This window comes from Anaerosacchariphilus polymeriproducens, from assembly GCF_003363435.1.
Lineage (GTDB): Bacteria > Bacillota > Clostridia > Lachnospirales > Lachnospiraceae > Anaerosacchariphilus > Anaerosacchariphilus polymeriproducens.
In genome coordinates, this window is record NZ_QRCT01000048.1 from 1 (window position 1) to 12,913 (window position 12,913).

16 protein-coding genes are annotated in these 12,913 nt (G+C 31.6%); 2 read left to right on the forward strand and 14 right to left on the reverse strand.

The genetic code is table 11. The features are described from left to right. Nucleotides 1–27: 27 nt before the first annotated feature. Nucleotides 28–477 (forward strand): CYTH domain-containing protein, encoded by a 450-nt coding sequence (locus tag DWV06_RS12960; RefSeq protein ID WP_115482613.1) that lies wholly within the window; start codon nt 28–30, stop codon nt 475–477. A gap of 67 nt (nt 478–544) precedes the next feature. Here the strand turns inward: DWV06_RS12960 and DWV06_RS12965 are convergent, their stop codons facing one another. The 10 genes from DWV06_RS12965 to DWV06_RS13015 all read right to left on the reverse strand — a co-directional run bounded on the left by DWV06_RS12965 (nt 545) and on the right by DWV06_RS13015 (nt 9,822). Continuing rightward, nucleotides 545–847, reverse strand: coding sequence for a DUF6465 family protein (locus DWV06_RS12965; RefSeq protein ID WP_115482614.1), 303 nt, complete (start codon nt 845–847; stop codon nt 545–547). A gap of 43 nt (nt 848–890) precedes the next feature. Beyond that, on the reverse strand, nt 891–1,472 hold the full coding sequence (locus DWV06_RS12970; RefSeq protein ID WP_162300639.1) for a DUF1653 domain-containing protein: 582 nt from the start codon (nt 1,470–1,472) through the stop codon (nt 891–893). Further along, the gene (locus DWV06_RS12975) at nt 1,462–1,923 is read right to left on the reverse strand and encodes a hypothetical protein (protein ID WP_115482616.1); all 462 of its coding nucleotides are present in this window, start codon (nt 1,921–1,923) and stop codon (nt 1,462–1,464) included. The genes DWV06_RS12970 and DWV06_RS12975 overlap by 11 nt, the downstream gene beginning before the upstream one ends. Nucleotides 1,924–2,034: 111 nt before the next feature. After that, a complete protein-coding gene (locus DWV06_RS12980) occupies nt 2,035–3,324 on the reverse strand; it encodes a S41 family peptidase (RefSeq protein ID WP_235828963.1) in 1,290 nt (429 codons plus the stop codon). A 75-nt stretch (nt 3,325–3,399) separates the two neighbouring features. Continuing rightward, complete coding sequence (ftsX, locus tag DWV06_RS12985) at nt 3,400–4,308, reverse strand: permease-like cell division protein FtsX (RefSeq protein WP_115482617.1); 909 nt, start codon at nt 4,306–4,308, stop codon at nt 3,400–3,402. Then, nucleotides 4,298–4,984: a cell division ATP-binding protein FtsE gene (ftsE, locus tag DWV06_RS12990; RefSeq protein ID WP_115482618.1), complete on the reverse strand. Its 687-nt coding sequence runs from the start codon at nt 4,982–4,984 to the stop codon at nt 4,298–4,300. Before ftsE ends, ftsX begins: the two co-directional genes overlap by 11 nt. Nucleotides 4,985–5,124: 140 nt before the next feature. Next, complete coding sequence (locus DWV06_RS12995; RefSeq protein WP_115482619.1) at nt 5,125–6,213, reverse strand: PucR family transcriptional regulator; 1,089 nt, start codon at nt 6,211–6,213, stop codon at nt 5,125–5,127. A gap of 224 nt (nt 6,214–6,437) precedes the next feature. Further along, entirely contained in the window at nt 6,438–7,304 is an 867-nt protein-coding gene (locus tag DWV06_RS13000) for a YitT family protein (protein ID WP_115482712.1), read from the reverse strand. Between the two features lie 2 nt (nt 7,305–7,306). Next, entirely contained in the window at nt 7,307–7,984 is a 678-nt protein-coding gene (locus DWV06_RS13005; RefSeq protein ID WP_162300640.1) for a WecB/TagA/CpsF family glycosyltransferase, read from the reverse strand. A gap of 671 nt (nt 7,985–8,655) precedes the next feature. Beyond that, nucleotides 8,656–9,822: a C40 family peptidase gene (locus DWV06_RS13015; RefSeq protein WP_115482622.1), complete on the reverse strand. Its 1,167-nt coding sequence runs from the start codon at nt 9,820–9,822 to the stop codon at nt 8,656–8,658. A gap of 243 nt (nt 9,823–10,065) precedes the next feature. Here DWV06_RS13015 and DWV06_RS13020 point away from each other — a divergent pair, with 243 nt between their 5' ends. Further along, nucleotides 10,066–10,239, forward strand: coding sequence for a YjfB family protein (locus tag DWV06_RS13020; protein WP_115482623.1), 174 nt, complete (start codon nt 10,066–10,068; stop codon nt 10,237–10,239). Between the two features lie 64 nt (nt 10,240–10,303). On the opposite strand, the gene DWV06_RS13025 is transcribed toward DWV06_RS13020, so the two are convergent. From DWV06_RS13025 to DWV06_RS13040, 4 genes are all read right to left on the reverse strand, one after another. Further along, entirely contained in the window at nt 10,304–11,260 is a 957-nt protein-coding gene (locus DWV06_RS13025) for a CPBP family intramembrane glutamic endopeptidase (protein ID WP_115482624.1), read from the reverse strand. Between the two features lie 59 nt (nt 11,261–11,319). Next, the gene (locus DWV06_RS13030) at nt 11,320–11,553 is read right to left on the reverse strand and encodes a polya polymerase (RefSeq protein ID WP_115482625.1); all 234 of its coding nucleotides are present in this window, start codon (nt 11,551–11,553) and stop codon (nt 11,320–11,322) included. Between the two features lie 103 nt (nt 11,554–11,656). After that, nucleotides 11,657–12,031, reverse strand: a complete 375-nt coding sequence (locus DWV06_RS13035) for a RidA family protein (protein ID WP_115482626.1) — start codon at nt 12,029–12,031, stop codon at nt 11,657–11,659. A 43-nt stretch (nt 12,032–12,074) separates the two neighbouring features. Beyond that, a complete protein-coding gene (locus DWV06_RS13040) occupies nt 12,075–12,908 on the reverse strand; it encodes a CvfB family protein (RefSeq protein WP_115482627.1) in 834 nt (277 codons plus the stop codon). Between the last annotated feature and the right edge of the window lie 5 nt (nt 12,909–12,913).

Sequence of the window (12,913 nt, forward strand, 5' to 3'; positions counted from 1 at the left end):
ACTACTTTATAATACGAGGACCTATTTATGGAAATAGAAAGAAAATTTCTGATTAACCAATTACCTTCGAATTTGAATCAGTACGAAGCTTTAACCATCGAGCAAGGATATCTTTGTACCGATCCTGTCGTCCGTATACGCCAACAAAACAATGATTATTTTCTTACGTATAAATCCAAAGGATTTTTATCCAGAGAAGAAGTTAATTTACCGCTGACCAAAGAAGCTTACCTGCATTTACGTAAAAAAGCAGATGGTCATATGATTTCTAAAACCCGCTATTTGATTCCCATAGAGGCTTCACTAAAAATTGAGTTGGATATCTTTCATGGCATCCATGAACCTCTTATTTTAGCAGAAATAGAATTTGAAACTGAACAGCAAGCGAATTCTTTCAGTCCACCCTCCTGGTTTGGTGAAGATGTCACTTATTCTTCACAATACCATAACAGTACATTAAGTAAAAAAAATAATTAGTTCTCTAAAATAAAAAGCGAGAAATGCCAACTGCTTTCTCGCTTTTATTGGAACCTTTATAAAACTCTTACATTGGAATACTTCCACTAAATTCTTCATTAATTACATAATAAATCATCATCTCTTCAGGTTTCGCATATATATCCAAAGTCTTAATATGACTTATTTTATTTCCTTGCGAGACCCATACTTCTTTTACTTGTTTTACCATATCATCATAATTAATTTCTTTTCCTTCATACTGAATATAAAATGCAATTTTGGCAGTCTTGGATTTTGTTTTAGACTCTTTGCCTGCCGACTTTTTTGCAGGTTTTGCAGCAGTAGTCGCCAATGGTTTCGCAGTTCCTTGTTTCTTTTCTGTACTCATAAAATCGCCTCATTTCTTATAATTAACTTATTGTATTCTATAATTACCTCGAAAACCGATTTCCTTCATATTTTCGAAAAGTTTCCAAACAATTTTTAAACCCAATAAATCGGTCTCTAATTTCGCCTTCGGGTATTACTACATCCAACGATATCGCCATTCCATTTAAAAGCTTATCATCCATATCTGCTCTGGCCGCTGTTAGTACTGCCAGCTTTTCTTCATAAGTTTCTGCTTCTAAAAATGCCAGTAAATGAGGATTAATTCTTTCATCTTGATTTTCTTCCTGTTTTTCGTATTGAATTTCTTCGGCTATATTCATTTCTAATATTTTGCTTTCCGTTTCTATTTTTCCCTTTTCTTTATCATCCGTTTCTACTCTCAAGTTTTTTCTCTCAACTAGCTCAAAACGATCTTCTTGTTTACACTTTGGATATTTTTTTCTATCTACTTTGCTAACAAAAGAAGAAACAGGTCTTACAAACAATTGATACTTTCCATACAATGCTTGATATACTACAACACTTTCACTAGTCTCCGTATCTTTTGCTTTCCCTATTATCTGATATAGTTTTCCCTTAAAATGTCTACATAATACACCAGGTCTGATTTGTTCACTTTTCATGTACCTCGCTCCTTGTCCCAAGCTCAAAGTTCTCATAATTTAAATTGGGCATTTCAAAATCAGGTAATGTGTCTGGAACATCCATATAATTTAATCCAGCAAATAAAACGTCGGGAAATTCTATATCCGTTTCCCATTTTTGCAATTGAATCAAATCCTCATGATTATTTCCTTCTACATTGTTATTAATAGTTAGTTCAGAATAATTATATTCATTTATCTTCTCTTTGTTATCCTTATATTTATTATTATTCAGAGATTCTTTCTTTTTATAATTATTTGCCGGTTTTTTCTTTTTATAATTATTTTTTGCAGATACTGGTTTCTGATTTGTATAGTCTATTTTTGGTCTAGGAATTTTTGCATTTTTTCCTTCATTTTTGCTCTTCTTAATTAAACTATTAATAACTAATAGAATGATAAAAAATAATATAATTGAACTACATTCCATAATAATAAATCCCCTTTACTATTTTATTATTTATTCTAACATACCAAATCTTAAGACACAATCTCATGAACGAAAAAGGTGCAGATTAATTCCGCACCTTTTTTATCAATTTTATTGTGTGACAATCTCAATTGCTTTTTGAAGTTGGTTATCTTCTTCTGGTTTTATCACCTTATCTTCTTTAGCACTTTCACTCAATTCCACTTCTTCATCCGGTTTAATTCCTACTCCATGAATATTAACTCCACTTGGGGTAAAATAGCTTGCTATCGTCAATTTCAAAGCACTGCCATCCTTAAGATCAATCAATTGCTGTACAATACCTTTACCAAATGTTTTGGTTCCTACTAAAGTACCTATTTTATAGTCTTTCACTGCTCCTGCAAAAATCTCAGAAGCACTTGCACTATTTCCGTTTATTAATACTGCTAAAGGAACTTTCAGTTTATTATTCGCATCTGATTTAAATTCTTCTCTTTTACCATTTTTATCTTCAATATATACAATAAGACCTTTTCCAAGGATTTCATCTACCATTTTGCAAACGATATCTAAATTTCCTCCCGGATTATTTCTTAAATCTATAACCAGACCTTTCATTCCATCATCAATTAATTGGTCTAACGCTTTTGTATATTGATCATAGGTCACTTCATCAAACTCACTGACTGCAATATAACCAACTTTATCATCCATCATTTTGGAGATTACTGTTGGTACATTGATTTTTCGTCTTTCAACATCAAACTGTAGATAATCAGATTCACCCTCGCGTGCAATTGTTAAGTGCACTTTTGAAGATTCTTTCCCCTTAATATGTGTAACTGCTTCCGCCAAATCCATACCTGTTACTTCGATATCATCTACCTTATAAATCATATCGCCCTCATGCAATCCTGCTTCTTCAGAAGGTGTACCCTCGTAGACTTTTATAATACTTACAATACCAGTCTTTGGATCCTGGCTTAATAATGCGCCAATACCAGAATAGGTTCCTTTGGTTGATTCCATTAACAAATCAAATTCATCTTTTGTATAATAGGTTGAATAAGGATCTCCCAAACTAGATACTAATCCGCTATAAATTCCTGATTCCATCTTATCATAATCAATCTTATTTAAGTAGAACCTATTTATTAACTGCTGAATGGTATTTACTTTATTTTCAACTGCCGTGAAATCGATACTTTCTTTACTTTTTTCAGCTTTTGAACTGGTTGCTGATTTAGAATTTAGTTGAAATTTGTTGGCTACTTGTAAATTAAGTCCAATTACAATAAGGATTGCTGTTGCAAATCCGGTCACAAAGCCAAAAATGAATTTACCCCATCGCTTGTTCTTTTCTATTGTTCCCTTCATATTATCCTGCATGTTATTATTTAAGTTATTTTCACCAAACATTCCTTTACTCCTATCTTTTATAATCAACTTAACGGCGTAAACTGAATTTACGCCGCCTTTGTCTTAATCTGTTTATTAAACTTTTAAATGTTTTCTCGTTACAGTAAAACTACTAATAAATCCAATTCCGACCCCTAAAATCAAAGCTGTTGGTATCAATGTTGAAAATACCTTTTCCGCAGGTAAGAATTGTAAAAGTTTAACCAAAATATTAAATCGTTGCATGATATACTGTATTGCCTCGTTATATATAAAATATAAGATGAACAGTGGAAATATAGAGCCTAACAGTCCTATTATTATACCTTCTACAATAAAAGGTGCTCTTACAAAAAAGTCTGTAGAACCTATTAATTTCATAATTCCAATTTCTTCTTTTCGAACTGATATACCGATTGTTACTGTATTACCAATTAAAAATACAGATACTGCCAACAAAATTAAAATAATTGCTGCAGATATATAACCTATCAATACATTAAAATTTGATAAAGTCTCTGCTGTTGACTCTGATTTATTAATTTGTCTAATTCCATCTATAGACTGTAGAAAAGTAACTAAATCCTTCTGCATGGAAATATCATTTAAATAAATTTCAAGGTTCGCTGAATCTTTCAGCGGATTATCATTTTGAAATCCTTTCACTAATTCTTTCGCATTTTTAAAATAATCCTCTTGAAACTTTTTCCACGCATCTTCAGCGGATACATAATTTACATGATCAACCTCTGCACGTTTTTTTACCAACTCAATTATTTGATTTATTTTGTCTTCTTTAATTCCTTCATCAAAAAATGCAGTTACCGCAACTCCTGTCTGTGCTTCTTTCACTATATGTTTAAAATTAACTACAACAGCAAAAAATATTCCAAATAAAAAAATACACGCTGACATAGTCGCTATGGATGCTAACGAAAACATTTTATTACGAAAAATGTTTTTTATTCCTTGTTTCAGGCAATAATAAATTGTACTAATCCTCATCGTAATAACCACCTTGTTTCTCGTCACTAACGATGACGCCTTTCCTCATAGTAATAACCCTTTTCTTCATCGCATTTACAATCTCACGATTATGTGTAACTACTAAAACGGTCGTCCCCTGTTGATTTATTTCTTCTAATAGCTTCATAATCTCCCATGAGTTCTTCGGGTCTAGATTTCCTGTAGGCTCATCCGCTAATAATATCTTAGGTTTATTCACTAATGCTCTTGCCAATGCAACCCTTTGCTGTTCACCCCCTGATAACTGACGCGGAAAAGATTTGTATTTCTCTGCCAGACCTACCATTGACAACATGGCCGGTACATCTCGTTTAATATACCTTGTCGGTGTTTCAATGACTCTTTGCGCAAAAGCAATATTTTCATACACATTTCTATCTTTTAATAAACGGAAATCTTGAAATACTACACCTATATTTCTTCTGAATTTGGGTATCTGTCTATGAGTCAGCCTTTTTAAATGAACATTATCTATAATCACTTCACCTTCCGTTGGTTCTAATTCTTTAAGAAGTAATTTAACCAATGTTGATTTTCCAGAACCACTATTTCCAACAACAAATACAAATTCTCCTTTTCGTACATGTAAGCTTACGTTGTTCAAAGCAGGCATTCCTGTCATATACTCTTTACTTACATTTTCTAGTTTTATCATCTCAGCCTCCTGTTATCATTTCCCTTTTGTTATTACTAAAATAAATATACACTGACTAATTTTGATGGCTAAGTCAAAATCTGTCCTATTTCTTAAATACCCTAATCATTTTATATTATGTTCAAACAAACAATTATAGTCTAAAAGTCTTGTGATTCCATGTATTTCATGTACTTAACTACCATTAGAGCTATCTTAAATGTAATCGCATCTTCAAAAACACGTAAATCCAAACCTGTACTTTTTTGCAGTTTATCTAAACGATAAACCAATGTATTTCTATGGATATATAACTGCCTTGATGTTTCAGAAACATTTAAGCTATTTTCAAAAAATTTATTTATTGTTGTTAATGTCTCTTCATCAAAATCGTCCGGAGATTTACCGTCAAATATCTCTTTTATAAACATTCTGCATAAAGGTATAGGTAATTGATAAATTAGCCTGCCAATTCCCAATGTACTATAAGCTATAATATCTCTTTCTTCAAAGAATATTTTACCTACATCTAAAGCCATTCTTGCTTCTTTATATGACCTTGAGACCTCTTTAATTTCATTCACAATGGTACCATAAGCTATATGAACATCACCTTTCTTCTCATTAACCAATGCACCTAAAATCATTTCAGCTATTTTATTCATTTCATCATAGCCATCATCATGATTTAATTCCTTAACAACAATAATATTCTTTTCATCTACTGCTGTTATAAAATCTTTTGTTTTTCCACCAAAGAGACTTCTTACTTTTTCTAAAGTATTCCCATCTTTCTCCCTATGGGTTTCTAAAATAAAAACCACTCTTCTTACTTCTGTATCAATGTGTAATTTCTTTGCGCGATTATAAATATCAACCAATAAAAGATTATCTAATAATAGATTTTTCACAAAATTGTCTTTATCAAAACGTTCCTTATACGCAACAATCAAATTCTGAATCTGGAATGTTGCAATTTTACCAACCATATAAACATCATCACTGCCGCCACTTGCAACTAAAACATACTCTAACTGCTGTTCTTCAAATACTTTAAAAAATTGATATCCCTGAACTACCTGGGAATCAGCTGGCGAATCTATAAATGTTATAGCCGGTTCAGTAAAATTATCAGCCTCTGAAAATGTAGTCGCTAACACTTTTCCTTCTACATCAATAATACATAAGTCAATTCTAGTTATTCCTTTTAATCCATCAATGGTATTTTGAAGTATCTGATTTGAAATCATTACCCACACTCCTTCTATTGTGTTTTCTGCTATACAACTTTCACAAAATAAAGTAACCTTTTTTTTTGCTAAAAAAACCACCCTAACTTGTATTTTAATGCAAAACTACAAAAAAGGAAAGAGGAAATGTTATTTTTTTATGCATTTTCTCATTTTTTAGTATTTTTTAATATTTCATGACAAGCATTCAGCAGTATACAATATTCACAATATTTTATTTCTATTTACATTTCCAAGAATCCCTCACCCAAAACTTCTCTAACATCACTAACAATTACAAATGCTTTCCTGTCTGCATTCACAACAATTTCCTTCAATTCAACAATCTCTTTTTTCGATACAACACATATTAACAGATTTTTTTCATTTCCAGAATACACACCTGTAGCATTTAAACTTGTAAGTCCTCTTGCTATTTTATCCCAAATAGCTTTTGATACTTCTTCTTTTTTCTCTGTAATTATAAAAGCTGCTTTTGAAAATTTAACACCTTCTATTATGCCATCCGTTACTTTTGAAACTATGAAAATAACAATTAAAGCATAAAGTGCCTTATTAATTCCAAATACAAAGATACCTACAAAAACGATTGCGCCATCTATTAACTGTAAAATCTGAGCAATGGAATAATGTTTCTTATAATGTTGTATTAAAGCTGAAACAAAATCGGTACCACCAGTAGTTGAACGACTCATTAATACTAATCCTACTCCAATACCGGTCAACACTCCGCCTAAAACTACTGTCAAAAAATTATCACCTTGACATATTGGAAATGCTGGTAAAAAAAATAGCCATATTGAAAGTGCAATTGTTGCAAAAAATGTTCTTTTAAGATAATGTGCTCCCTTTATCTTATAGCCTATAAAAAAAGCAGGAATATTGAGTAAAAGGTTGGTAAACCACAAAGGTACCCCTCCTTTCACAATATTCCCAGTAATATTTTTTATAATAATTGCAATTCCGGTAAAGCCTCCCGTAACAAGACCCGCCGAATCAAATATTGATTTTATAGCCAGAGCCATTAGACCTGTTCCTAAAATCATATAAATATAATCTTTATATTTGGAATGACTTTTAAATAGATGCATAATCATTTTTCCTCATTCTTATATTTTGATACTACTCTATGGAAAATACCTCGATTAATAAAGTCTTTAAACCAAACACTCACTTTCTTAGTCGTTAGAATTGTCCTTATATTTCTTCCTAATTCAAACCAAAGCCGAGCATTAATTTTACTCTTTTGCTCCAAAATAAACGATTCTCTTGCAGGAGAATCTAATGCTGCAAAAACAACATCCGGTTCTATGATATTTATTTCATTAACAACCACATCATAATCATTCTTACATTTTTCAATATCATAACTTGCAGCTACAATACAAGACGGAAACTTCTGTACTAGATATTTTTCAAACAATTGACATTCTTCCTCTGTATTGCACAATATAAATATTGTACATTTTTTATGAGATAACTTTTCCAAGAAGCGTATAACAAATTCATTTTCAACAGTTTCTCTTACTCTAAATCCCCTTGTGATACCTGCTACAGCTAAAATCTCTTTATCCCCGATTATTTTCATATCCAGGTTTTCTATCGATTCTTTCACTTTAACATCCTCACCTGCAAGGATTAACAAGTCCATAAAAACAATTCCTACAACATGCATAATTTTATCATTCAAATATGCATCGATCATTGATATAGACTCTCTAACTGAATAATTATCTAAATCTAATCCAAGTACATTAATCTTTTTTTTCATTACCCCACCTATGGTCATTATGCCCATTAACACTCCATTTATGAGTATTCCCTTTCATATATTCAGATAGTATAACAAATGTATTTTGCTTTTTCAACTACTACTTTCATAAGTGAGGTATTGATAGTTTCTATAAAAATCTGTCTTTTTTTTACAATTTCTTCATTTTTTTTAATATTTAAATGTCAATAGTATTCCACATTATTTTTGTGGAAATGTGGATTTTATTATATCTTCACAAAACATAAGTTCCCATTTTTCTCTATGTAAACCACTATTTTTTGCATTTTTTTTGTGGACAATGTGTATAAGTCGGTGTATAACTCCATTTTTTCGCAAATTACGCTTTTTTTATTGTGGATAACTTTTTCCTTTATCTAACAAATTTTGTTAAGTTTTTTCTTCATTTTTTTCCATTTTGTGCAAAGTGCTATTTTTACAAATTTCAAAAAAACATAAACAAAATTTTTCATGAAAATACAACATAATTCACCTAACATCTCTATAGTATATGTTCCATTTCTTTTAACATACCATATAGATGATGCATTTTTTCTATTAGGATACATTGTGTATACTCACTTTATTTTCTATTATTTCATTTTGCCTTTAATGAAAAAGAGTGTTGCGCCATAGATGAATAATCATCTATGGCGCAACACTCTCTATATTTAAAAAATTCTTCTTACTGCAACAATTTCTCTATATGTAGCACTTTGAATTCGTATTCCGGTTTCAGAACTGCTTGCATTAACGATTTGTCCTCCACCTATATAAATTCCAACATGTCCGCTATAACAAATGATATCTCCCGGTTGTGCCTGGTCATAACTAACTCCATAGCCAACTCCAGCCTGAGCACTTGAGGAGTGAGGTAAACCAACACCAAAATTTGCATATACACTCATTACGAATCCAGAACAATCTGCTCCATTCGTTAGGCTTGTCCCACCGTAAACATAAGGATTCCCAACAAACTGACAAGCAAAATCTGCGACTGCTTGTCCAGATCCACTTCCAGAACTTTTAGATGTAGAACTTGAACTTTCTTGTGATGAATTCTTTGAAGATGATTTAGAAGTTGATGCTTTCTGTGCTGCTTTCTCAGCTTCTTCTCTCTCTTTCTTTTCTTTAGCAAGTCTAGCTTCTTCCTCTTCTTTTGATTCTGCTGTTACATAAAAGGTTTTACATTTTACAAATTCTTGAGAGACATAACCCTCTCCTTCCTCTATAGAAACTTTGACCCATCCATCTTTCTCTTCCGTAACAGTAAGCTCTTCCTCTTGTGGTACTAATCCTATGATATCAGATGTAGCATTCGAATCTTTTCTAACTCTGAGCGTCTCTGTATCAACAACAGCAATTCTGTGACCAACTGACTTTGCTAATTCTTCATTATTACGAACAACAAACTCTGATTTTACATATCCGGTTACAGAACCAGATTTAATTTTGTACCAATCACCTTTTGTTTCCAATATAGTAGCAGCAGAGTTATTATAAAGTTTTCCAACAACTTCTCCTTCCTCGTTTGCCTCAACCCTTACATTGACATAATTATCAACCTGTGCAATTGCTATATCTGCATATTCAGATTTGACTTTTTTGGTTTTTTTCTTCTCTTCTTTTTTTGTATTTTTAGGTTCTTCTTTTTTTGTTGAATTTTTAATTTCTTTCGTTTTCTGTGGTGCCGTATAGCATTCCGAAAATGCTAAAGATACACCAGCACTTGGAAGCATTTCTTTTTCACTGGCAGCTTTCGTACTTATCATTGATCCTGTGAATACTACGCCCCCAACCAGGCAACACGCTGCTACTTTAACTATATGTTTCTTCATTCTTACCTCCAATTAATATTTATATATTTATTGTTTTTTATTTATTACGAATTTATTAATTATATTACAAACTCATTATAACAAAGTACTCTATCTATGTCAATTAAAATTCTTTAAAAGTCTTTTACAACGAATTTTGTCTTTTTTCTTTTTTATTTACTGAATTATCTGCATTTTTATTTATATTTTTCTTGAAATTTGCAGGAATTTGTTATATATTTTTATTACAAGGAGGAATTGCTTATGGATATTTCATTATTATCATCTTTGGGGCAAATCAATGTTCAAAATGATGTAGGAGTTGCTATGCTAAGTAAATCTCTCGATTTAATTGAAACTATGGGAGACGGAATGCAAAAAATTATGGAGCAATCAGTAACTCCTCATATCGGTTCAAATATTGATATATCAATATAAATTTTGAATACGATTTCCAAACAGAATGCAAAAAAAGAGCGGCGGCTATTGCCATCGCTCTTTTTTATATTATAAACTCTCTAAAAAACATAAACAGAATACAAATACAAACTCCAAAAATTAATGGAAATGTTACTATCTTTTCCTTTTTTTCTTCTTTCCAAATACTTTTAACGTGTTCCCATCTATTACATCGTTTGCATAAAACGATGAACACCACGCCCGCAAGAACGGCTGTCCCTATAGAAATTAAAATCCAAACACCAACACTGATCAATATTTGAATCGTTGAAAGTCCATCATGAAATTGTAAGGATTGACCCGATTGTTTTGAAAAAAGATCTGTCGAAAGCCCCAACTCATTTGCTTTTTTTATGATTAGATTTATAACAGTCAACAATATGACTGAATTACCGTTTATAATCAAATGTGCTGTCATTGAGCTATAAATACTACCTGTCGCTTCAATTAATAAAGCAAAGAAAACTCCCATGAACACAGTATAACAGAATTGATTAAAATTTAAATGAACTAATCCAAACATAATAGATGATATTAAAGCTGCATATTTTATACTAGCTTTTCTCATTGTATGAAACATAATCCCTCTAAATATAAATTCTTCAAATATTGCTGGAGATACAGCAATAAATAAAAAATTTAATAAAAATGGTCCATCCATTAGACTTCCAATAGCTTTAGAAGCAACATCCTTAACAAAAAATTGAGAGATCATACTAATCGTTGACATAAGCGGAATCATCAAATAAGTGATCAGAACCACTAATAATAAATTAGATATCTTTATTTTTCTGTACGGTATCAATCGTATAGGATTACTCTTTGTAACCAGAAGAAAAATTAATCCAGGTATCACAATAAATCCTTGCGATACTAATAACAATAGATACGTTGAAAGTTGTATTCCATTCATATTTAATTTAAATATTGTGAAAATTCCTAATATATAAACAATTGTAATAATTAAAAATAAAATACCGGCATTTTTTGTTGTTCTCATTCTTACCCCCAATCATGAAATAAGGCCGGCTTTTTGGAAAAGCCATGCCTTATTCTTAGTTAGCCATTAATCATAAATGCCACTAATTTGTCAATATCTTCTTTTTCATAAGCAATTATTTCCAACTCGTCTACTTGGCCATCTGAAAAAACTTTAGCCATTGAAACATATTGAGAAAGTTTGGACTTTAAATTAAGTCTGTCACCTTCACCTGTTACTAATTCAACTTTTCCTACACAGCTATCTACCACTTTAAAAAATTTTTCAATATCGGAAATGTTTTGAACTTTCATTTACATTACCTCCTTTCTTCGGGCAACTGTAATCCTCAAACAAAGATACAGCGCTTCTTATATTTTAATACCTGCATAAAATGCAAGTATAAATTATCTTTGGTTATTTCTCAGCAATGGCTTCGATTTCAATCATTACATCTTTTGGAAGCCTTGCAACTTCAACACATGATCTTGCAGGAAAATTTTCTGTAAAATATTTCTGGTATACCTCATTAATTACACTGAAATCATCCATATTCTTTATGAATACCGTAGTTTTAATTACTTTATCGGCACTCGTTCCTGCTGCATCTAGCAATGATATCAAATTAGAAATTGCGATATCGGCTTGTTCCTTAACTCCACTCGGTATTTCTCCAGTGTCTGGTATTACCGGAATCACACCCGAAGTAAAAATCATTCCATTCACTTCAACCGCTTGTGAATATGGTCCTATCGCTGCCGGAGCCTTTTTGGTAGTAATAATTTTTTTCATGTATATATCCTCCTAAGTTAATTATTTGCAAAATTTTAAACTGTCATTTCTTCATTATTGTTTTATCTGAAATATCAATTTTTCCTTCCTTTAACAGCTTTCCAACCGCACGTTTAAATGCGTTTTTACTTAATCCCAACTCACGTTGTATAATCTCAGGCGCTGCTTTATCATTAAAAGGAAGTACTCCTGCATATTCTTCGATTGCATTCATAACAGTCTTCGCATCTTCACTCATCTGCAAATATGCTTTTTTGCGAATACTTAAATCCAATTTTCCATCTTCCTTTACATTTGTTACTCTAAATTCTGCAATATCACCAACCTGCAACCCCGTATTTCCTTCTTTTTTTGGAATTAGACCGGAATATAATTCTTCTACCGCAACAAAAGTTCCAAATTCCTCGCTAATTTCATATACGATTCCCTGCACTTGATCATCCTTATTGTATGGTGAGTCATTTCTCAAAAAATCATAGATCTTCATCGTTGCACACAGTCTATTGCTTTTATCAATATAAAGAGATACCAGATATTTCTCACCCTGACGTACTCTTTTTGTTTGTTCTTTAAAGGGCAATAACAGATCCTTTTCCAAACCCCAGTCTAAAAAAGCCCCTATCTTTCCAACTTCAATAACTTCTAAAACTGCAAGTTCACCCAAAGCTATTTTAGGTTCATTGGTAGTTGCTATTATTCTGTCTTTCGAATCTTTATAAATAAAGACTTCAATTTCATCCCCTGTTTTCATTCCCTCGGGAACCTGCTTTTTGGGCAGTAATACTCTTTCTTCAGAGTCCTGTTTCTCTGCTAGATAAAGTCCAAAATCTACTGATTTTGTACAAATTAATCTTTGTTTCATTCCTAGTTTTATCATAATTA